The organism is Mesoterricola sp. MK458 (genome assembly GCF_055384935.1).
Window position 1 is genome coordinate 2393174 of record NZ_AP045075.1, and the last position, 21230, is coordinate 2414403.

Below are 21230 nucleotides of genomic sequence, written 5' to 3' on the forward strand. Positions count from 1 at the left end.
TTTCTATTGGACTCGCTGCGGGCAAGCGTCCATGTTGCCATACATACCTGGAATACCCGAGAGGTGGACGTCCCCTCCTGGAAGCAGGATCCGCGCGCCCCTTTGCGCGGTCCCGGATCCCGGCTCGGACCCTTGCTGCTCGATTGGAGCGCGCCCCGCGAACCCCTCCGCGCCGGCCGCAGCTTGAAAGGAAGTACCGGTTCCAGGGAACACCGTTCATGGATGCACAACGTGGACCGTTCCCCGGCACCGCCCTGAAGTCCCTTTCCCCCAACCCATTCAAGGAGTCCCCCCGTGGCCAATGAGCCCACAACGGCCGGAGCGCCGCCTGCTCCGCCCTCGTTCTTCACTCGCTATAAACGTGAAATCGGCGCCCTCCTCGGGATCGCCGTGTGCCTCCTGGTGTGGTTCGCCATGCCGGCCGGGCCCGGCCTGAGCCCCCAGGGCCGCCACTGCCTCGCCCTCAGCCTCCTGGCCGTCATCTGGTGGGCCATGGGCGTCGCGCATCCCGGCTTCAGCGCCCTGTTCCTGCTGCTGGCGTGGGTGCTGACCCGCACGGCCGAACCCAGCGTCGTCTTCAAGCTCTGGACGACCCCCCTCATCTACATCGTCGTGGGCGGCTACATGATCGCCACCGCCGTGGAGAACTCGGGGCTGGGCAAACGCATCGCCTACCACTTCATCCTGAAGTACGTGAACAGCTTCACCAGCATCGTGGCCGCCGGCTACATCCTGGGCTTCATCCTCAGCGTGATGATCCCCCACCCCTGGCCGCGATCCTTCATGATCATGGCCGTCATGGGCATCATCATCAAGGCCACCAAGCTGCCCGCGAAGTACGCGGCCTCCATCGGCCTCTCCGTCTTCGCGAGCTCCGTGCCCGTGTCCATGATCCTCCTCACCGGCGACAGCATGATCAACACCATCGCCCTGAACTTCGCGGGCCAGGAGGCCAGCTGGCTGAAGTGGCTCATCTACATGGGCGTGCCCGGCGTCATCGCCAGCGTGCTCACCTTCTTCATGCACATCACCATCTTCAAGGCGCCCCCCGACTTCCGGATCGAGAAGGACGAGATCCGCGAGCAGCTCAAGGGCCTGGGCGGCATGTCCGGCGCCGAGAAGCGCGTCACGTTCTGGGTCTCCCTGGCCCTCATCTTCTGGGCGACGGACTTCATCCACCACATCCACCCCGGATGGGTGGCGCTGGCCACCGGCATCCTGCTCTCCATGCCCTACATCGGCGACGTCCTGAAGGCCCCGGACTGGAGCAAGTTCGGCCTGGGCACCCTGTTCTTCCTCACAGCGGCCCTGGGCATCGGGTCCGTGGGCGCCGTCACCGGCATGAACAAGTGGCTGGCCGGCGTCATCCTGCCCAGCACCGTGCCCCAGAACATCTACCTGCTGGCCCTGATGATCACCTGCTTCGCCGTGCTCATCCACATGTGCCTGGGCAGCGTGCTGGCCGTCATGGGCATCGTCACGCCGACGATCATCGCCTTCACCGCGGGCACCGGGCTCAATCCCCTGGTCCCCGCGCTCCTGGTGTACACCGCCGTGGGCATGCACTTCATCCTCCCCTTCCACCACATGAACGTCCTGGTGGGCGCCGGCGACTCCGGCGGGAAGTACGGGGACATGGACGTCATCAAGTTCGGCGTCCCGCTCACCGCCATCGTCCTCTTCACGACGGTCGTCGTGGAGATCACCTGGTGGAAGCTCATCCACCTGATCTAGCTCGAACGTCCCCCCGGGCCCGCGAGGGCCCGGGAGGACGCCTTTCCCCGGAATGAAACCATGGAATCCACCGAGAAGAAGCGCCTGGTCGTGGGCGTCAGCGGCGCCAGCGGCGCCATTCTGGCCATCGAACTCCTGAAGGTGATGCAGGAGCAGCCGGACTGGGAGACCCACCTGGTGGTCTCCAACGGCGGCCGCCGCACCATCGCCCACGAGACCCCCTACTCCATGGACGAGGTTGCCGCCCTGGCCACCCGCATGCACCCCATCGAGGACGTGGGCGCCCTGGTCGCCAGCGGCACCTTCAAGACCGCCGGCATGGTGGTCGTGCCCTGCAGCATGAAGACCGTGGCCGGCATCGCCACGGGCTATTCCGAGAACCTCCTCCTGCGGGCCGCCGACGTGGTCATCAAGGAGCGCCGCAGGCTCGTGCTGGTGGCCCGGGAATCGCCCCTGAGCCCCGTCCACCTCCGCAACATGCAGGCCGTCACGGAAATGGGCGTCATCCTGATGCCTCCCGTGCTCACCTTCTACAACCACCCCACCTGCATCGAGGACATGACCCGGCACATCGTCGGCAAGTGCCTGGACGTCTTCGGCATCGAGATGCCGCGGTTCAGGCGGTGGAACGAGGAACTCACCGCCGCCTGCAATGGGTAGCGCCTGGATCGTCATCGGAGGCGGGATTTCCGGGCTGCTCGCGGCCTGGCACCTGCAGCGCCGGGGCGGCGACGTGGAGGTGTGGGAGGCCTCCCCGGCGCCGGGGGGCTTCGCCCAGACCCTGGCCTGGCCAGGGCCCGGCGGCGAGCCGGGGTTCCTGGAGCGCGGCCCCCAGGGTCTCCTGGTCTCGCGGGACGGCCCCATGAAGGAGCTCCTCGACGAGCTGGCCCTGAAGGTCCTCTCCCCGGGCCCGCGGGGACCCCGCTGGCTGGGCAAGGGCGGCGGGAGACACCCGGGCCCGGCGAGCTTCGCCGGCCTGTTGCGAGCCCCCGGCCTCACCCTGGGCGAGCGGCTGCGCATCTTCGCCGAACCCTTCGTGCCCCCCGGGGCCAGGGAGGACGACACCCTCCAGACCTTCTTCGAGCGCCGCGCCGGGAAGGGATTCGCCCGGGAACTCCTGCCCGCCCTGGTGGCCGGGGTCCTGGCCGCGCCGCCCCACCGCATCGGCATGGACGCCATGCCCCGCCTGAAACGCATGGAGGCCCTGGGCGGGCTGGTGCGGGGCGGACTCGCCCTTGGGCCCGAGAAGACCGTGCACCTGGCGGGGGGCACCGGCGCCCTGGCGCGCGCCTTGGCGTCGAACCTCCGCGGCCTGCGGCTGGACCACCCCGCCCGCGCCCTGGAATCCCTTCCCGGGGGCGGCTGGCGGGTGCGCGGCGACCGCGCCCACCGGGACGCCGCCCAGGTGGTCCTGGCCCTGCCCGCCGATGGCGCCGCGGGCCTCCTGGCGGAACTGGCGCCGGGCCCCACGCGCCTCCTCGCGGAACTGGACCGGCTGGACCTCGCGGTCTGGCACAGCCGCCATCCCGCCGTCCCCGGCTGGGAACGGGGCATGGGCCTGCTGGTCCACCCCCCGGAAGGGCGCGGCCTCATGGGGGTGGTCTCCCTGGCCGCGGGCGACCCCCGGGGCGTGCCGGGCTTCACCCAGCTGCGCACCTACGTGGGCGGCGCCTTCCCCGCGGACCCCGCCCTGGCCCGGTGGCCGGGCGTCTTCGCGGAACTCCGGCGCTGGCTGCCGGAACTGGCCGATCCCGTCCAGGTGCGCGCCGAGCACGCCCCCCGGGCCTTCAACCTGCTGGGCCCCGGCCACGCGGGGCGCGCAGAGCGCATCCTGGGCGGTCTTCCCCCGGGCATCCACTGGATCGGCGCCGCACGCTCGGGACCCAGCCTCAAGGACCTGGCCGGGGCGGTGGGGACCTGGGCCGCCGGGCTGGACCTCCCGGCCTGACTTCAGATCCTCAGGTGGGCCAGATGCTGGGCGCTGGAGATGGGCTCGTTGGGCTCGTCGTGGATGACCTGTCCGTCCAGGAGCTTGATGATGCGGTGGGCGTGGCGGGCGATGTCCTCTTCGTGCGTCACCAGGATGATGGTGTTGCCCTTCTGGTAGAGCTCCTCGAACAGCGCCATGATCTCCACGCTGGTGCGGGTGTCCAGGGCGCCGGTGGGCTCGTCGGCCAGGAGGATGGAGGGATTGTTCACCAGGGCCCGGGCGATGGCCACCCGCTGGCGCTGGCCGCCGGAGAGCTGGTTGGGCATGTGGTCGGACCGGGGCCCCAGGCCCACGGCCTCCAGGGCCTGCACGGCCTGGGCGTGCCGTTCCTTGCTCTTCACGCCGCCGTAGATGAGGGGCAGCTCCACGTTCTGCAGGGCCGTGGTGCGGGCCAGGAGGTTGAAGGTCTGGAAGACGAAGCCGATCTCCTCGTTGCGGATCTTGGCGAGTTCGTCGTCGGTCATGGACGAGGCTAGCTTTCCATTAAGCTCGTAATGGCCGTGCGAGGGGGTATCGAGGCACCCGATGACGTTCATCATGGTGGACTTGCCGGATCCGGACGGGCCCATGATGGCCACGTACTCCCCGCGGTGGATGTCCAGGGAGACGCCGTCCAGCGCCCTCACTTCCATATCCCCCATCTGGTAGTACTTCTTGATGTCCTTGAGCCGGATGAGGGGGGAGTCTGTCATGAACGACCTCGGGAAGGATGGGACGGGCCCACAAGGGGTCTTCGGGGCTGGGCCATCCTGGGTTTAGACCCGGGTTCCGGCCAACTGTTTAAGGATAGCGGGGATTCGGGACAAGGACGGGTTGACTCCGTGCCCCCGGCTTCTAAAATGGTTGTTACAGTCAACCATTTCCGGGGCCCGCCATGGAAATCGAACAGATCTGCAGGGTGTTCGGCGTCCTCCACCGCCATTCACTGGACCACATCGCGGGCTTTGCCCGGGAGCTGGGCATCAGCGCCGTGGAGTGCATCTTCCTGCTGTTCGTCTTCGCCAACGAGGGCATCAACCAGGAGCGCCTCTCGGCCCTCCTGACCATCGACAAGTCCGCCACGGCCAAGGCCATGAAGTCCCTGGAGCGGGCCGGGTTCATCGAGCGGACCCGGTCGGGCCAGGACCGCCGGGCCAAGATCGTCTTCTCCACCCCCAAGGCCCGGGCCGTCCAGCCCCTCATCAAGGCCAACCTCCGGGCCTACATGGAGGCCGTCACCCGGGAGGTGAGCCCCGGCGACCTGGACATCACCCTGCGGACCATCGAGGCCGTCACGAACCGCCTCCCGGGGCGGCCATGAGCGGCCCGGGCGCCTCCCACAAGTGGCTGGTGGGCTTCACGTGCCTGCTGGGCATCTTCATGGAGGTACTGGACACCTCCGTGGCCAACGTGGCCCTCTCCAACATCCAGGGGTCCTTCGCCGCGGGCACCGACGAGGTGACCTGGGTCATCACCAGCTACCTGGTGGCCAACGCCATCATCCTGCCCATCACGGGCTGGCTGGGGAACTTCTTCGGGCGCAAGCGGCTCTACCTGACCTGCCTGGGCATCTTCACCCTGGCCTCCCTGGGCTCGGGGGCCGCCCAGTCCCTGTCCTTCCTGATCTTCATGCGGGTTGTCCAGGGGCTGGCGGGAGGCGCCATGGTGCCCCTTTCCCAGGCCATCACCTTCGAGGCCTTCCCGTCCGAGGAACAGGGCTACGCCGCGGCCATCTACGGCATCGGCGCCATCTGCGGGCCCATCCTGGGTCCCCTGCTGGGGGGGTGGATCACGGACAACTGGTCCTGGCCGTGGATCTTCTACATCAACATCCCCGTGGGTCTCGTGGCCTTCGTGGCGGCCGCGGTCTTCGTGAAGGACCCGTCCTACCTGGAGAAGCCCAAGGGCCGGGTGGACTACTGGAGCCTGCTGTTCATCGCGGTGGGACTGGGCTGCCTGGAACTGTTCCTCAACCGGGGCGAGCGCTACGACTGGTTCGCCAGCCCCATCGTCAAGACCTTCCTGGGCCTGGCGGCGCTGGGCATCGCGCTCTTCATCTGGCGCTCGCTCACGGCGGAAAACCCCCTGGTGGACCTGCGGATCTTCAGGCTGCCGGAATTCTCCGGCGGCATGGCCCTCATCTTCGTGGCGGGCATGGGCATGTACGGCACCTTCATCTGCGTGCCCATCTTCGTCCAGACCTTCCTTCACTTCACCCCCACCTGGGCGGGCATCGTGCTGGCCCCGGCGGGGGCGTGCTCCATGCTCGCCATGGCCCTGGCGGGCTTCCTGGTGGGCAAGGTGCACGTGCGCATCCTGGTGGGCGCGGGGTTCGTGAGCATGAGCGCCGGGGTCTGGCTCCTCACGCGCATCAGCCTCTCCACGGACGTGGCCTTCCTGGCCCTGGCCATGTGCATGTTCGGCTTCGGCATGGGCCTCGTGCTGGTGCCCATCGGCAGCGAGTCCATCCGGCGGGTGCCTCCGCAGCTGGTGGGCACGGCCACGGGCATGTTCAACCTCATGCGCAACGAAGGCGGCAGCGTCGGCATCGCCCTTTGCACCACCGTGCTGGCCCAGCGGGCCCAGTTCCACCACGCGCGCCTCGCCGAGCACGTCACCCTGTTCAGCCCGGGCCTCCAGCTGCGCGGCGTGGAGCTGGCGCGCGGCCTCTTCCCCAAGGCCGGCCTCGATCCGGCCTCCATGCCCGGCCTGGCCGCGGGCCTCGTGGGCGCCGAGGTGAACCGCCAGGCCTACCTTCTCAGCTTCATCGACATCTTCGCGTTCCTGGCGGGGTCGCTGGCCATGGCCCTGCCCCTGGTCCTGCTCATGCGGCATTTCCGGAGCGACGGCACGCACCGCCCCATGGCGCACTAATCACCGGATGGCCAGCCCCAGGAGGGTCTCGAGCATGCCCCGCAACTCCTCCTCGTCGCGCGCCTCGGCCTTGAAGCCCCGGGCGGAGGCCGCCAGCACCCGGGCGACGCCCGCCAGCGAGGCGTCGTCCCTCGCCCCCAGGGCCGGGCACCGCCGGAGGATGGGCACCAGCAGCGCCTCGAAGGCGGCGAAGCCTCTGGCCTTCACGTCCTCGGCGAAGGGCAGGCCGCAGCTGGCCAGGTCCCGAGCGTCGGGCGAACCCTGCATCATGCGGTAGGGCTGCACGATCCAGCCTTCGAACGCGAAGCGCAGCTGCTCGAGGGGCGTCGGACGGTCCGCCAGGCCCCGTTCGATCCCGGCCAGGGTCCGCGCCATGAATTCGGCCATGGCGCGCTCGAAGATCTGCTCCTTGTTGCAGAACCTCAGGTAAAGGGCGGGCCTGGAGATCCCGGCGGCCCCGGCGATGTCGCCCATGGTGGTGCGGCGGAAGCCGTAGCGCAGGAAGACGGAGGTCGCGGCCTCGATGATCTTCTGGTCCCGTTCTTTGCCCATACCCAAGGTTTGACATTATTTTGCGATTTGTCAACGCCCGCCGGGGATCCCCAGGGACCCGGTCTGCTGATACCGTCAAGGCAACTCCAACACCAGCCCAGGCGGTCCCGCCCCTGTGCCGCCCGTTTTCTCCGAGCCGAGGAAGCCTCCATGCGAGCCCATGTCCTTCTTGCTGCCACCCTTCCCTGCGCCATCGCGCTGGCCGCGCCCCCGGAAACGGACTGGCACCTCCTTCCGGCCTTTTCCGCCGACCCCGCCCTCCTGCTGAGGGAGGGGGCGAAGCGCAAGCCCCAGGAAGGGCATGCGGTCCACGAACTGCTGGAGGACACCCGGGTCACCTTCGACGCCCAGGGGCGCCGCGAAACCGTCTACCGCTACGTCTTCAAGGTCGACCACGAGTCGGGCGTCAATGCCTGGCGCACCGTGGGCTGCGCCTGGGCGCCCTGGCACCAGGAACGGCCGGTCATCCGGGCCCGGGTCATCACGCCCGACGGGCGGGTCCACACCCTGGATCCCGGCACCCTGGGCGAGTTTCCCATGAACGAGGACGACACCACCCTCTACGACGACCGCAGGAAGCTGGCCGGGCCCCTGCCCCAACTGGCCCTGGGCGCGGTGGCCGAAGTGGAGATCGTCACCCGCGAGACGGCCCCGGTGCATGCGTCGGGAACCCTCGTCTCGTTCTTCCTGCACCAGTCGGTGCCGGTGGAGCGCACCCGGGTGCGGGTGGACGTCCCCGGGACCCTGCCCTTCCAGTGGAAGCTGTCCGGCCTGGGCCCCGTGCAGCCCCAGGAGACCCGGGCCGACGGCCGGATCCGCCTGGCCGTGGACCTGGGCCCCATGGAGCCCCCCGAGGAGCGGGAGGCCTACGCGGATCCCGAGGCCCAGCCCAGGCCCCGCCTCACCTTCTCCACCGTGCCTTCCTGGGCGGCGGCGGCGGCCAGCTACCTGGAGATCGCCGAGCGCCAGATCGCCGGTTCCGACCTGGCCGCCTGGGCCCGCACGGCCCTGGGCGACGCCACGGAGCCCCGGGAGAAGATCAACCGGCTCCTGGCCCACATGAACCGGACCATCCGCTATACGGGCGTGGAATTCGGGGAAGCCGGCATCGTGCCGCGCACCCCCGCCGAAACCCTCAAGCGCGGCTACGGCGACTGCAAGGACAAGGCCGCGCTCCTGGTGGCCCTGCTCCGCCAGGCCGGCATCGAAGCCCGCCTGGCCCTGCTGGAGACCGGCCCGGGGCAGGACGTGGACCCGGCCCTGCCCGGGTTGAACCACTTCGACCATGCCATCGTCGTGGTGCCCGGCCCCGAGCCCCTGTGGATCGACGCCACCGCCGAGTTCGCCCGCGCCGGCGACCTGCCGTTCATGGACCAGGGCCGCCTGGCCCTGATCGTGGACCGGGCCACCACGGGCCTGGTGACCATCCCCGCCGCCCCGTCCACCGCGAACCTGGCCCTGGAGACCCGGGAGGTGTTCCTGGCGGATTCCGGGAAGGCCCGGGTCGTGGAGACCTCCCATCCCTCCGGGCTCGCCGAGATGAAGCTGCGGAGCGAGTTCCCGCCCGCGGACCCGAAGAAGCAGCGGGAGAACCTCAAGAAATACATGCAGGGCGCCTACGCCGCCCGGGACCTGGGCGCCTGCGAGGTGGCCGAAGCCGCCGACCTGGGACGTCCCTTCACCCTGCGCCTGGAGGCCCTGGACTGCGAAATGGGCATCACCACCGACGTGGACGCGTTGGTGACCCTCAACGCCTGGGACATGAGCTCCCGGCTGCGCAAGCTGATCCCCACTTCGTATGACCGCAAGGCAAAGGAACCGGCCCAGCGCCGGAAGCAGGACCTGATCCTGCCGGAACCCTACGCGGTGGAGTGGCGGTACCGCATCGCCGTCCCCGCGGGCTTCGAGGCCCGCCCCCTCCCGCCCTCGGACCGCCTCCCCTTCGGCCCCGCCAGCCTGGAGCGGACCTTCGCGAAAAGCCCGGAGGGCCTGATCCTGGCCACCTTCCGCTTCGATTCCGGGAAGGCCCGGTGGACCCCCGCCGAGGTGGAGGCGGCCCGGGAGGCCCTGGAGGCCTTCGGCGCGTCGGCGCCCACGCGCCTGCTCTTCGACCAGGTGGGTGAGGCCCACCTGGCGGCGGGTCGCGTGAAGGAGGCCATCCAGACCTTCCGCACCCAGGCCGAGGCCCAGCCCACCAAGGGCATCCCCCTCAGCCGCCTGGCCATCGCCCTGCTGCGGGCCGGCCTGGGCGGGGCCGCCCGGGATGCCGCCCGCAAGGCCTGCACCCTGGAGCCCACCCACATGTTCACCCACCGGGCGCTGGGCTGGGTGTATCTCCACGACCTCGTGAACCGGGCCTACCACCCGGGGTGGGACCGCGCCGGGGCTCTCGCCGCCTACCGACGGGCCCGGGAACTGGCCCCCCAGGACGCCCTGACCCGGAAGAACCTGGCCATCCTCCTGGAGCACAACCCGGAGGGCGTGCGCTACGGCCCCGGCGCCGACCTGGACGGGGCGGTCAAGGAATACCGGGACCTTCGCAAGGACCTCAAGGTGGAGGACATGAACGTGAACCTCCTGACCGCCCTTTGGCGGGCGGGCCGTTACGGGGAGGTGGAGGCGTGCGCCCGGACCCTGCCCGTGCCCCGGGAGGGCCACGCGTGGTTCCTGGCGGCGGTGGCCGCCACCCGGGGAGGACAGGCGGCCATCACCGAAGGCGCCGGCTTCATCCCGGACCAGGGGCAGCGCCGAACGGCCCTCCTGGAAGCGGGCGACCTCCTCGCAGGCGCCCGGAAATACGATGAAGCGGCCACGCTCCTGTCCGCCGGGGCGGATGGCGCGGCCAACGCCCCGGCCATCCGGGGCCGGGTCGCCGTGCTGGCCAGGACCCGCCCCTTCGACGCCCGCAAACTGGATCCCGCCCACCCCGCCACGCCGGTGTGGCGCCTGCTGCAGATCGCGGCGGCCCCCGGGGCCACGGACGCCGAGTTCTTCGACCTCTTCACACCCGCCCTGCGGGCCAACATGGGCAAGGAAAGCGGCGTCAAAGACTTCCGCAAGGGCCTGGGGTTCAACACCCAGAAGCGCGACGGCACCGGCGTGGCCCCCGTGGTCACGGTGGACGTCCTCCGCGTCCTGAGCCAGGTGGTGGTGACCGGGGACGCGGCCTCGGGGTTCAAGGTCGCCCTCAAGACGCCCGGCGCCAACGACGACAACGCCCTTTCCTGGTTCGTGGCCCAGGACCAGGGGCGGCTCCTCCTCGCCGCCACCGACACCATCCCCTCGACCCTGGGAATCGAGGCCCGGCGCCGCCTGGAACGGGGCGACGAGGCCGGGGCCCGGGCGATGCTGGACCATGCCCTGGAGCAGGTGAGGCCGGGAACCCAGGACGATCCCCTTTCGGGCCACCCCTTCCGCCTGTTCTGGGAAAAGGGCCGGCAGGGCGCCCCCGCCGAGATCCGCCTCGCCGCCGCCGCCCTGGAGGGCATGGACAAGGACTGCGCCGGGGCGATGCCGATCCTGCGGGAGGACCCGCCCTCGGAGCGCCGGGATCTGGTCCTCATGAACGCCCACCTGGCCCGCTCGGAATGGGCCGCCGCGCTGCCCCTCGCCGAACGCCTCCTCAAGGCCCATCCCGCCTCCAAGGTGGCCACCCGCGCCCTGGGCGGCAGCCTGAACGGGACCCGGCAATGGACCCGGCTCCTGGCCGCCGCGAACGATGCGCTCGCCGGGACCCCCGACGACGACGAATTCACCAACTGGAAGGCCAAGGCCCTGGGCATGCTGGGCCGGCACCAGGAACGGGAGGACGTGCTCAAGGCCCTGGTGGATTCGGGCAAGGCCACCTCCGCCGACTTCAACAACCTGGCCTGGGGCACCCTGGTGCGGGACCGGGTCACGGACCAGTCCGTGGAGTGGGCCCGCCGCTCAGTGCTCCTCAAGGCCGAGAAGAACGACGCGGCGCAGAACACCCTCGCCGCCCTTCTGGCCGAGCGGGGGGAGACCGCCGAGGCCCTGGACATCTTCCAGAAGGAGATGTCGAACCTCGAAGAGGACGAGCCGCGGAGCCAGGACTGGTATCTCCTGGGCCGCATCGCCGAGCAGATGGGAGAGACCGCCGCCGCCATCGACAGCTACCGGCGCGTGACCCCGCCCAAGGAGGGTGCCGAGACCGAAATCGAAATGGACACCTGCCACGCCCTTGCCGCGAGGCGGCTGCGGCACCTCCGCCAGGCCCCTACCGTCTGAGGTGCAATAGGAACTCCCGGTTCCCCTCCCCCCCCAGGATCGGACTCACGTCCCAGGCCAGGGGCCGGAGGTCCGTCTCCAGGAAGAAGTCCCAGATCTCCCGCTTCACCCGGTCGTGCACCGCGGCGTCGCGCACGATGCCGCCGGCGCCCACGTCGTCCCGGCCCGCCTCGAACTGGGGCTTCACCAGGAGCACGGCGTCGGCGCCCGGGGCCAGGGACGGGACGATGGGCGGGATGGCCAGGCGCAGGGAGATGAAGCTCAGATCGGCCACCAGGAGGGAACACGGCTCGGGAATGCGGGCCGGGTCCCACAGGCGGAGGTTCACCTGTTCCATGGAAACCACCCTGGGATCGCTGCGGAGCTTCCAGTGGAGCTGGTTGGTGCCCACGTCCACGGCGTAGACCCGGACGGCGCCGCGCTGGAGCAGGCAGTCCGTGAAGCCCCCGGTGGAGCTGCCGGCGTCGAAGCACACGCGGCCCCCCGGATCCACCTGGAAAACGTCCAGGCCGTGGGCCAGCTTCAGGCCGCCCCGGCTGACGTAGGGCAGGGCCTCCCCGCGAAGGCGCAGGACGGCCTCCTCGGCCACGAGGGCGCCGGCCTTGGTGACGGGACGGTCGTCCACCAGGGCGTCCCCGGCCATGATGCGGGCGGCGGCCTTGCTGCGGTTCTCGCAGAGGCCCCGCTGGACCAGGAGGAGATCCAGGCGCGTCCTAGCCATGGAGGGCCATGGCCTTCTTCTGGCGCTTCACTTCCTTGCGGTAGGCGCCCACGTTGCGGTTGTGCTCGGCCAGGCTGGGGGCGAAGGAGTGCCCGCCCCGGCCCGTGGCGACGAAATAGAGGTCCCTGCCCATCTGGGGGACCTTGGCGGCCTCGATGGCCGCCGCGCTGGGGATGGCGATGGGCGTCGGCGGCAGCCCGCCCACGGCATACGTATTGAAGCGGCTGGGCCGGCGCAGGTCCTCGGAGGTGGGGGCGGTGAACCGCATGTCGCCGGCGGCCCACCGGGCATAGAGGGTGGTGGGATCGCACTGCAGCCGCATGCCGATGCGCAGGCGCTGGGCGTAGACCCCGGCAACCTTGGTGAGCTCCTCGGGCAGGCGGGTCTCCTTCTCGGCCAGGCTGGCGAGGACGAGGGTCTGGTAGGGTGGCAGGGCCCCCCCCTCCAGGGTGGGCAGCACCTTGTCCCGGAAGGCCTCCACCATGGCCAGGAGGATCTCCTCGGGTTCCTGGGCGTGGTTCACCCGGTAGGTGGCCGGGGCCAGCAGCCCCTCCAGGGTCTCCGCCTCGGGGAACCCGGCGGTCTTCGCCAGGCGCGGGCTCTTCCAGAGGGCCCAGAACACGTCCTCGGGCACGAAGTCCCGGAGCCGGTGCTGCACCGCCCAGCCATGCGCACCCACCGGCAGCACGATGTTGGTGTAATGGATGTCGGCCCGCTTGAGCTTGTTGGCCACGTCGGCGAGGGAGGCCCGGGGCTCGATGGTGTACTCGCCCCGGATGAGCTGGAGCTTGCGGGCCCGGGCCCAGAGCTTGAAGAGGGCCGCGCTCCGGATGAGGCCGTCCCGCTCCATCTGCTCGGCCAGGGCGTCCACGGTGGTGCCCCGCTTCACCAGGAGCATGGACTGGGCGGCCAGGGGGCCCTGGCGCTTCCAGAGCCAAAGGCCCGACAGGGGCAGCAGGGCCACGAGGGCCACGGCGGCGGCAAGACGGGTGGAAGTGCGGGATCGGGCCATGGTTCCAGCCTAAGGGCAAATCCGTCGCCTTGCCATGGAACCCCCGGCGGCCAACAGGCATTTATCTAGTTTATGGATTATTCATGAGCGATTCGTATCGCCGCCACATCGGCCCCTTTTCCGCATCCATGCTCATCGCCGGCTCCATGATCGGCAGCGGCATCTTCATCGTCCCCGCGGAAATGGTCCGCACCGGCGGCACCGGCGCCTTCCTGCTCCTGGCCTGGGGCCTCACGGCCGCCCTCACCCTCCTCGGGGCCCACGCCTACGGGGAACTGGCCGGCATGTTCCCCTCGGCGGGGGGGCAGTTCGTGTACCTCAAGGAAAGCTACGGGCGCCTGGTGGCCTTTCTATATGGATGGACCACCTTCCTCATCATCGAGACGGGGGCCCTGGCGGCGGTGACCATGGCCTTCGGGAAGTTCCTGGCGACCTTCCTGCCCGCGGTGAGCGAGACCCGCTACCTGGCGGGCCCCCTGGAGGTGCCGGCGCTGGCCGTGGCGCCCGGCGTCGTGGTGGGGCCCTACCACCTGGGTTTGACCCCCGCGCGGCTGGCGGCCATCGTCGTCATCATCCTCCTGAGCACCGTGAACGCCTTCGGGGGGCGCATCGGGGTCTGGATCCAGAACGTCTTCACGGTGGCCAAACTGGGCAGCCTGGCCACCCTCATCCTGGTGGGGCTCCTGGCGGCCGCCCCCGCCCACCCCGCCGGGGCGGTGCTCCCCCCCGGCGAGGCCCTGCCCTTCCTGGCCGCCCTTCTGGTTGTGCAGAGCGGAAGCCTGTTCTCGTCGGATTCCTGGAACTCCGTCACCTTCATCGCCGGGGAGATCCGGGAGCCGCGCCGGTCCATCCCCTTCGCCCTCCTGGTGGCCCCCCTCCTGGTGCTGGGACTGTACCTCCTGGCCAACGCCGTCTACCTCCGGGTCCTGGGACCCGGCGGCATCGCGTCGGCCGAGGGTGACCGGGTGGGCACCGCCACCCTCCACGCCCTGTTCGGGCCGGCCGGCTCCAGCGCCATGGCCCTGGCCATCCTGGTGAGCACCTTCGGGTGCGCCAACGGACTGGTGATGGCCGGGTCCCGGCTCTACCAGGCCATGGCGGCGGAGGGCCTGTTCTTTGCATCGGCCGCCCGCTTGAACCGCTTCGGGGTCCCCGCCTGGGCCATGGGATTCCAGGCGGCCTGGGCCTGCCTCCTCACCCTCACCGGCAGCTACGCCCAGCTCCTTGAATTTTCAATGATGGCCGCAACGCTCTTTTATGTATTGACAGTAGGCGGGATATTCGTGCTCAGGCGAAAGCGTCCGAACCTGGCGCGGCCGGTGAAGATCTTCGCCTACCCGTTGCCGCCCCTCCTCTACCTGACCGGCTCCCTGGCCTTCATGGCTGCATTGCTTGTTTATCGGCCATCCTTCACCTGGCCCGGCCTGATCCTGGTGGCGGCGGGGGTTCCCGTCTATCTGGCCGTGTTCCGGAAGCGGTAGCCGTCCCGGCCCCACGAAAAAGAAATGGGTGGGGAGGCCAGAAATGAATTACTTTTTACTTTGCAACGTGTCCCAATGAATTGACTGGGAAATGCTGGCCCTTTGACTTCCGATACCGGTGCCGGCGGAAGGTTTCCGCCCGGCAAAACGTTAGTTACGCACGGCTTGAGAGGCCGTACCCGAAAATACCGCTTGCCACCAGGGAGCAGGTATGAAGAATAATTCAAGACAACCCCTTCACCTCGAATCCCACATGCCTTGCTTGCGACTCAATTGCTTCCGACTTCCACCCCAACGCAGCCCACGGATCCAGCAGGTCCACCGATGCCTCAACTTCAAGCAGGACAGTTGGCGTCACCTTCCCGAACGGCTCGTTCCTTGAAGACCGGAGATCCTTGCCATGGCTGAATCCGCAGACCCTCCCCAGGCTGGCAACCGGTTCCTGAAGGGTCCCCTTCTGAGGAAGCTCGTCAAGATCGGCCTGGACACCTTCGTGGCCTGCGTGGGTTTCGTGGCCGCTTCCAGCGTGCTCCTCCAGGGGATGAACGTGGGCCGGGGCATGGTGGCCTTCGTGCTCATCGCCATGTTCATCAACCTCGGCCTGCGCTTCCACACCCAGCACTACCGGGCGCTGGACATCCATGATGCCCGGTGGCTCGTCCTGGGAACCGCCACCCTCGCGGGCACCAACATGACCCTTTGCCTGATCCGGGGCGGCTGGACGGACAACGTGCGCCCGGACGTGGTCCTGGGCGCCAGCCTCATCACCGGCATCCTCTGGGTGGTGGTACGCATGGCCGCCCTGGCCATCCACCAGCGGCGCCACGCGCATCCGGCCATGGTGCCCGGAGCCACGCTGGCCGAGCGCACCCTCATCATCGGCGCGGGACGCGCCGGCGTCCTGCTGTGCCAGGAGCTCCGGGAGCATCCGCGCCTGCGCTGCAACGTGCTGGGCTTCATCGACGACGACCTGGAGAAGCAGGGACTGCGGATCCTGGGCATCCCCGTCCTGGGTCCCACCGCGCTCCTGCCGCTCATCATCCGCGAACAGAACGTCTCCCAGGTGATCCTGGGCATGGCTGGGGTGCGCGGCGCCCGGCTCCGCGAGCTCTCGAAGATCGTCATGGCCGAGGGCATCAAGCTCAAGACCGTGCCCGGCATCATGGACCTCGTGGGCGACCGCCCCTGGAAGCCCGAAGTGCGGGACATCGCCATCGAGGACCTGCTGCGCCGCGATCCCATCACCCTCGACACCGAGGCCATCCGGCAGGCCCTGGACAACGAGGTGGTGCTCATCACCGGCGCCGGCGGCTCCATCGGCAGCGAACTGGCCCGCCGGGTGGCCGACATCCACCCCGGCCGGCTCGTGCTTCTGGGCCGCGGCGAGAACAGCCTCTGGGAGGTCCAGCGGCAGCTGGTGAACCTCTTCCCGAACCAGGAAGTGGAAATCGCCCTGTGCGACATCCGCAATCCCGCCCGCCTGCACCAGGTGTTCGAGAAGTGGCGGCCCAAGGTCGTCCTGCACGCCGCCGCCCACAAGCATGTGCCCTTCCTGGAGGCCAACCCCGAGGAGGCCATCGAGAACAACATCTTCGGCACCCGCAACGTCATCGAGGCCGCCAAGGCCTGCGGCACGCGCATCTTCGTGAACGTCTCCACCGACAAGGCCGTCAACCCCGTCAACATGCTCGGGGCGTCCAAGGCCGTGGGCGAGCTCCTGGTGGCCCGGGCGGCGGTGGAATGCCCGGCCTCCAAGTTCGTGAGCGTGCGGTTCGGCAACGTCCTGGGCAGCCGCGGCAGCGTGATCCCCTTGTTCCGCGACCAGATCCGGGGCGGCGGACCGGTCACCATCACCCACCCGGACATGGTGCGCTACTTCATGACCATCCCCGAAGCGGCCCAGCTGGTGCTCCAGGCGGGCATCCTGGGCGACACGGGCAAGGTCTTCGCCCTGGACATGGGCGAGCCCGTGCACATCGTGAACCTGGCCGAGGAGATGGTCCGCCTGTCGGGGTTCTCCCCCGGGGTGGACGTGGACATCCGGTTCACCGGGGTCCGTCCGGGCGAGAAGCTGGTGGAGGAGCTCTTCACCGAAGGCCGGGTGCATCGCACCACCGTCCATCCCAAGGTGTTCGAGGCCCGGGAATACCCCGTGGACCCCGACCTGCTCACGGAGGGGCTGGCGATCCTGAAGGAGATCCAGGACGGCGGAGGCGAGGCCTGCTACCCGAGGATGCTCCGGTGCTTCAGCAAGCTTCTTCCCACCTTCCAGCCCTCCCCCCACGGCCTGGGCCGCTACCTGGACGCCTCGGCGGAGCCCATCAGCGGCAAGGGCCTGGCGCCCGCGGCGCCCATCGATTTCAGGTCCCCCGAAAGCCTGGGCCTGCGCGCCTTCATCTGATGCCATACTTGGATCCACAACCATCCACCTAGCCATTTTTCTTTGGAGCGCAACGTGTTGCGAACCCTGGGCCACGCTCAAGTTCCTTCCTCCATGCCGGGCCGGGTGGCCCCTTCGCGGCCCCGCCTGGTCCTGGGCCTCGGGGTGGTGGCCCTGTCCCTCCTCGCCGGATGCCAGTCGCCGGGAATGAAGCTCACCTCGCGGCCCAACAGCCACGGCCGGGCCGAGGACGTGGGCGGCCTTTCCGTCACGCTCCACCCCCTCTCGCCGGACCTGGTCAACCGCCAGGCGGCGCGTCCCGCGGTCCCCGTGGACCTCTCCGCCCTCGTTTCCGACCGGGCCCAGGCCTATCGCCTGGGCTCCCAGGACGTGCTTCTCGTGACGGTGTGGGATCACCCGGAGATCTCCCTGCCCATGGGTCCCAACCGCACGGACACGTCGTACGGCAACCTGGTGGACGAGGATGGCAACATCTTCTTCCCCTATGTCGGAAAGCTGAAGGTCGCGGGCATGACCATCGGCCAGGTCCGCGACACCCTCACCACCCAGCTGGCCAAGTCCCTGCGCAATCCCCAGGTGGACGTGAAGGTGCTGGTCTACCGTTCCCAGAAGGTGTACGTGGGCGGTGAAGTGCGCAATCCGGCCATCTACCCGGTCACCGACGTGCCCTTCACCCTCGCCGAGGCCATCGCCCGCGCCGGCGGTCTGCTCCCCGCCGCGGACGACAGCCGCATGGTGCTGACCCGGGGCGGCAAGTCCTGGACGCTGAATTTCCAGGCCCTCCTGGCCATGGGCACCGCCTCGGGCCAGATCCTGCTCCAGGACGGCGACTCCCTGCAGATCCCCAACGCCAGCGAAGAGCCCGTGTACCTCATGGGAGAACTCATGCGGCCCGGGAACGTCCCCCTGGTCCACGGCAAGCTCACCCTCGCCAAGGCGCTCTCCGAAGTGGGCGGAATCCAGGTCGCCAGCGCGGACGCGACGTCGGTCTACGTCATCCGTTCCGCCGGAGCCTCCAACAAGGTGGACGTCTTCCACCTGGACGCTCGCAACCCCGCGTCCATGATCCTGGCCGACAAGTTCGCCCTGAACCCCAGGGACATCGTCTACGTCGACGCGGGCACGCTGGTGCGGTTCAGCCGGGTCATGAACCTGCTCCTGCCCACCATCAACGCGGTCACGGCCGGGGCCTCCACCAGCGCCCAGGTGTACTACTTCCAGAAGCGGCTCTAGGCCTCCTAGCCCTCCACCCCCTCCCGCCATCCCAGAGGTCCCCAGCTGATTTCACCGCTTAGAATCGCGTCCGTTCTCATCATCTGCGAAGGCAACCACTGCCGCAGTCCCATGGCCGAAGCCCTGTTCCGTTCGGGAACGGGGGAGGGAATGTCCGTCAGTTCCGCGGGTCTTTCGGCCCTGGAGGGCCTCCCGGCCGACGGGGACGCCCAGCGCGTCGCCTCGGAAGAGGGCCTGGACCTCTCCGCCCACCGGGGAAGGCAGTTCACTCCCGCCCTGGCCATGGCGGCGGACCTCATCCTGGTGATGAACGAGAAGCAGAAGGCAGAGTGCGAGAACAAGGCGCCCCGGACCCGGGGCCGGGTCTTCCTCCTCGGGCACTGGCGTCCCCAGGACCAGCGGGAGATCCCGGACCCGTTCCGCCGGGGACCCGCGGCCTTCCGGCGCGCCTTCGACCAGATCAAACTGTCCGTGGGGGACTGGCTTTCCCGTGTGAATCCAGAACAAAGGTCCATATGAACAATGAACTGAATCCCGATTCCAGGCCACCCATGGCCCATCAGCGGTCCGCCCCGGGCCCGGACGGCCCCGACCGCGGGTCCGAACTGAACCTGGGCGAGGTCTTTGCCAACCTCTGGGAAGGCAGGGGCCTGATCCTCGGGTCACTGGTGGTGTGCGTGGCCGCCGGCCTCATCTATGTGCTGGCCGCCACCCCCATCTACCAGGTCGAAGGCCTCCTGCAGACGGAGGTGCCCAAGAGCTACGGCACCCAGAACCAGGAGTTCACCAAGATGGAGGGGGTCTACACCCAGCTGACGGTGGCCCAGGGGGAGATCGAGATCATCAAGAGCAACCTCGTGCTGGGCCGGGTCGTCTCCAACCTGGGCCTGGACATCGAATGCTCCCCCGTCCTCACCCCCGTGATCGGCCGCCTCTTCAACCGGAATCCGCTCACCCGCCCGCGCCTGGACATCGAAGCCTTCGAGGTCCCCGACAAGCTCCGGGGCATCGTCTTCAAGGCCACGGCCCTGAACGGCGGGGCCTACCGCCTGAGCGGCCCCGACGGGTCCGAGCTCATCCAGGGCCGGCCCGGGGAGCGCGTCACCGCCACCTGGAACGGCATGCCCATGCGGCTGAAGGTGCGCAACCTCCGCGGGAAGCCCGGACAGCAGTTCCTGCTCTCCGTGACGCCCATCGTGGACTGCATCACCAACCTGAGGCTGGCCCTCATGGTCGAGGAGCGCGGCAAGAACGCCAACCAGTCCTCCAACATCCTGGGCCTGTCCCTCCAGGCGCCGGACCCGGACCATGGCGCCCTGATCCTGAACGAGATCCTCAACCAGTACGTCCGCCAGTCCATCGAGCGCAAGGCCGGAGACTCCTCCAAGGCCCTCGCCCTCCTGCAGAGCCAGCGTCCCGCGCTCCAGGCCCAGCTTTCGGAGGCCGAGAGCCGCCTCAACGAATACCGCAGGCAGAACGCCGCCGTGGACATCGCCCAGGAGGGCGCGCTCTTCCTCCAGCAGGGCGCCTCGCTGGAGGCCCAGATCTCGACCCTCAAGCAGCGCCGCCAGGAACTGCTGCGCACCTACACCGAGCACTCCGACCTGGTCACCACCACCGACCAGCAGATCGCCCACCTCCAGGCCGAGGCCAACAAGGTGAACGGGAGGGTGACGGGCCTTCCCCGGACCCAGCAGGAGATCGTGCGCCTGACCCGGGACGCCCAGGTGAAGTCCGAGATGTACACCTCCCTGCTCACCAGCATCCAGCAGCTCCAGAACACCCTCGCCGGTTCGGTGGGCAATGCCCGGGTGGTGGACTACGCCATCCCGGCCTATGATGCGGTCGCCCCCAAGAAGAAGGTCCTGATGGTGCTCTTCACCTTCATAGGGCTGGTCGTCGGGTTCGGCCTGACGGTGGTGCGCCGGCTCCTGCGCCGGGGCATCCAGGATCACCGGATCATCGAGGCCAAGCTCGGCCTTCCCATCCTCGTGACGATCCCCCACAGCGAGGGCCAGAAGAACTTCGACAAGCTGATCAACCGCCAGCACCCCGGCATCCACCTCCTGGCCGTCGGGGAACCCGAGGACATCGCCACCGAAAGCCTCCGGAGCCTCCGGACCCTCCTGCACTTCACCATGGAGAAGGCCGCCAACCGCATCATCCTCGTAACCGGGCCTTCGCCCCAGGTGGGGAAGTCCTTCGTGAGCACCAACCTCGCCACGGTCTTCGCCCAGGGCGGGGCCAAGGTGCTGCTGGTGGACGCCGACCTGCGGCGGGGCAAGCTCCATCGCACCTTCGGCGTGAAGGGCCGCGCTGGCGGCTTGGCGGAAGTCCTGGCCGGCAGGGCGGACTGGAAGACCCAGGTCAAGGAGACCACGGTCCCCGGCCTCAGCCTCCTCAGCACCGGAATCCTGCCGCCGGATCCTCTGGTGCTGCTCATGTCCGCCCGGTATGCCGAATTCACGGCCCAGGTTTCCGAAGCCTACGACTTCGTCATCATCGACGCCCCCCCGATCCTGCCGGTGAGCGATGCCACCGTCCTGGGCGCCAAGGTGGAGACCATCCTCCTGGTCGCCAAGTACGGGGCGCACCCCATCGAGGAGATCCGCACCTGCCAGAACCGCCTGAAGCACCTGGAAGGCAAGCTGAAGGGATGCGTGTTCAACGACATCAAGCTGGTGAGCGTGGGTGGGCTGTACGGGTACTACCGGTATGAGTTCGACTACAAGTACCACCGGGGGGAAAGCTAGTTTGGGTCGATTGGATTAGGGGAACCATTTCGCCCAAATGGAATGTTGAGAAATATTCGAGCAAAGAACACGTACGCCGAGCACGCCGAGGCGCAGAGTTACGCTGAGGCGGCTTCGCATCCTTGGCGCCGACCCATGCCGCCCAGGCCCTGCCCGCTTTCGCGGGCCGCGCCGTGACCGGCGCGCGGCAGGGGGCGCTGGCCCTTCCGCATGCAAGCCTGTGGCGGGCCAGCGCCCCCTGCCTTGAACGGG

Annotated in this window: 15 protein-coding genes; 11 read left to right on the forward strand and 4 right to left on the reverse strand. The window is 69.0% G+C overall.

Going from position 1 to position 21230, the window contains the following annotated elements:
- Nucleotides 1-294: 294 nt before the first annotated feature.
- Genes ACZ5LB_RS10485 through ACZ5LB_RS10495 form a run of 3 tightly spaced genes read left to right on the forward strand, consistent with a single transcriptional unit; the run spans nucleotide 295 to nucleotide 3682 of the window.
- On the forward strand, nucleotides 295-1734 hold the full coding sequence (locus ACZ5LB_RS10485; RefSeq protein ID WP_464602163.1) for an SLC13 family permease: 1440 nt from the start codon (nucleotides 295-297) through the stop codon (nucleotides 1732-1734).
- A 60-nt stretch (nucleotides 1735-1794) separates the two neighbouring features.
- On the forward strand, nucleotides 1795-2394 hold the full coding sequence (locus ACZ5LB_RS10490; RefSeq protein WP_464602164.1) for a UbiX family flavin prenyltransferase: 600 nt from the start codon (nucleotides 1795-1797) through the stop codon (nucleotides 2392-2394).
- A complete protein-coding gene (locus tag ACZ5LB_RS10495) occupies nucleotides 2387-3682 on the forward strand; it encodes a protoporphyrinogen/coproporphyrinogen oxidase (RefSeq protein ID WP_464602165.1) in 1296 nt (431 codons plus the stop codon). Before ACZ5LB_RS10490 ends, ACZ5LB_RS10495 begins: the two co-directional genes overlap by 8 nt.
- Nucleotides 3683-3684: 2 nt before the next feature.
- On the opposite strand, the gene ACZ5LB_RS10500 is transcribed toward ACZ5LB_RS10495, so the two are convergent.
- Complete coding sequence (locus ACZ5LB_RS10500) at nucleotides 3685-4416, reverse strand: ABC transporter ATP-binding protein (RefSeq protein ID WP_464602166.1); 732 nt, start codon at nucleotides 4414-4416, stop codon at nucleotides 3685-3687.
- Nucleotides 4417-4598: 182 nt separating this feature from the next.
- Between ACZ5LB_RS10500 and ACZ5LB_RS10505 the strand changes: the two genes are divergently transcribed.
- Together ACZ5LB_RS10505 and ACZ5LB_RS10510 are read left to right on the forward strand one after the other, a co-directional pair.
- Nucleotides 4599-5024, forward strand: a complete 426-nt coding sequence (locus ACZ5LB_RS10505; protein ID WP_464602167.1) for a MarR family winged helix-turn-helix transcriptional regulator — start codon at nucleotides 4599-4601, stop codon at nucleotides 5022-5024.
- A complete protein-coding gene (locus ACZ5LB_RS10510; RefSeq protein WP_464602168.1) occupies nucleotides 5021-6577 on the forward strand; it encodes a DHA2 family efflux MFS transporter permease subunit in 1557 nt (518 codons plus the stop codon). Before ACZ5LB_RS10505 ends, ACZ5LB_RS10510 begins: the two co-directional genes overlap by 4 nt.
- Here ACZ5LB_RS10510 and ACZ5LB_RS10515 read toward each other — a convergent pair whose 3' ends face one another.
- On the reverse strand, nucleotides 6578-7129 hold the full coding sequence (locus ACZ5LB_RS10515; RefSeq protein WP_464602169.1) for a TetR/AcrR family transcriptional regulator: 552 nt from the start codon (nucleotides 7127-7129) through the stop codon (nucleotides 6578-6580).
- A 150-nt stretch (nucleotides 7130-7279) separates the two neighbouring features.
- On the opposite strand from ACZ5LB_RS10515, the gene ACZ5LB_RS10520 reads away from it, so the two are divergent.
- On the forward strand, nucleotides 7280-11377 hold the full coding sequence (locus tag ACZ5LB_RS10520) for a DUF3857 domain-containing protein (RefSeq protein WP_464602170.1): 4098 nt from the start codon (nucleotides 7280-7282) through the stop codon (nucleotides 11375-11377).
- Here ACZ5LB_RS10520 and ACZ5LB_RS10525 read toward each other — a convergent pair.
- Nucleotides 11367-12098, reverse strand: coding sequence for a TlyA family RNA methyltransferase (locus ACZ5LB_RS10525; protein ID WP_464602171.1), 732 nt, complete (start codon nucleotides 12096-12098; stop codon nucleotides 11367-11369). The two genes, ACZ5LB_RS10520 and ACZ5LB_RS10525, sit on opposite strands and share 11 nt — an antisense overlap.
- Nucleotides 12091-13110, reverse strand: coding sequence for an endolytic transglycosylase MltG (gene mltG, locus ACZ5LB_RS10530; protein WP_464602172.1), 1020 nt, complete (start codon nucleotides 13108-13110; stop codon nucleotides 12091-12093). Before mltG ends, ACZ5LB_RS10525 begins: the two co-directional genes overlap by 8 nt.
- Before the next feature lie 83 nt (nucleotides 13111-13193).
- On the opposite strand from mltG, the gene ACZ5LB_RS10535 reads away from it, so the two are divergent.
- The 5 genes from ACZ5LB_RS10535 to ACZ5LB_RS10555 all read left to right on the forward strand — a co-directional run bounded on the left by ACZ5LB_RS10535 (nucleotide 13194) and on the right by ACZ5LB_RS10555 (nucleotide 20978).
- Entirely contained in the window at nucleotides 13194-14591 is a 1398-nt protein-coding gene (locus tag ACZ5LB_RS10535) for an APC family permease (RefSeq protein ID WP_464602173.1), read from the forward strand.
- A gap of 400 nt (nucleotides 14592-14991) precedes the next feature.
- Entirely contained in the window at nucleotides 14992-16992 is a 2001-nt protein-coding gene (locus ACZ5LB_RS10540) for a polysaccharide biosynthesis protein (protein WP_464602174.1), read from the forward strand.
- 54 nt (nucleotides 16993-17046) lie between these two features.
- A complete protein-coding gene (locus ACZ5LB_RS10545; protein ID WP_464602175.1) occupies nucleotides 17047-18225 on the forward strand; it encodes a polysaccharide biosynthesis/export family protein in 1179 nt (392 codons plus the stop codon).
- Nucleotides 18226-18336: 111 nt separating this feature from the next.
- Nucleotides 18337-18744, forward strand: a complete 408-nt coding sequence (locus tag ACZ5LB_RS10550; RefSeq protein ID WP_464602176.1) for a low molecular weight protein-tyrosine-phosphatase — start codon at nucleotides 18337-18339, stop codon at nucleotides 18742-18744.
- The gene (locus tag ACZ5LB_RS10555) at nucleotides 18741-20978 is read left to right on the forward strand and encodes a polysaccharide biosynthesis tyrosine autokinase (RefSeq protein WP_464602177.1); all 2238 of its coding nucleotides are present in this window, start codon (nucleotides 18741-18743) and stop codon (nucleotides 20976-20978) included. The genes ACZ5LB_RS10550 and ACZ5LB_RS10555 overlap by 4 nt, the downstream gene beginning before the upstream one ends.
- Nucleotides 20979-21230: the final 252 nt, after the last annotated feature.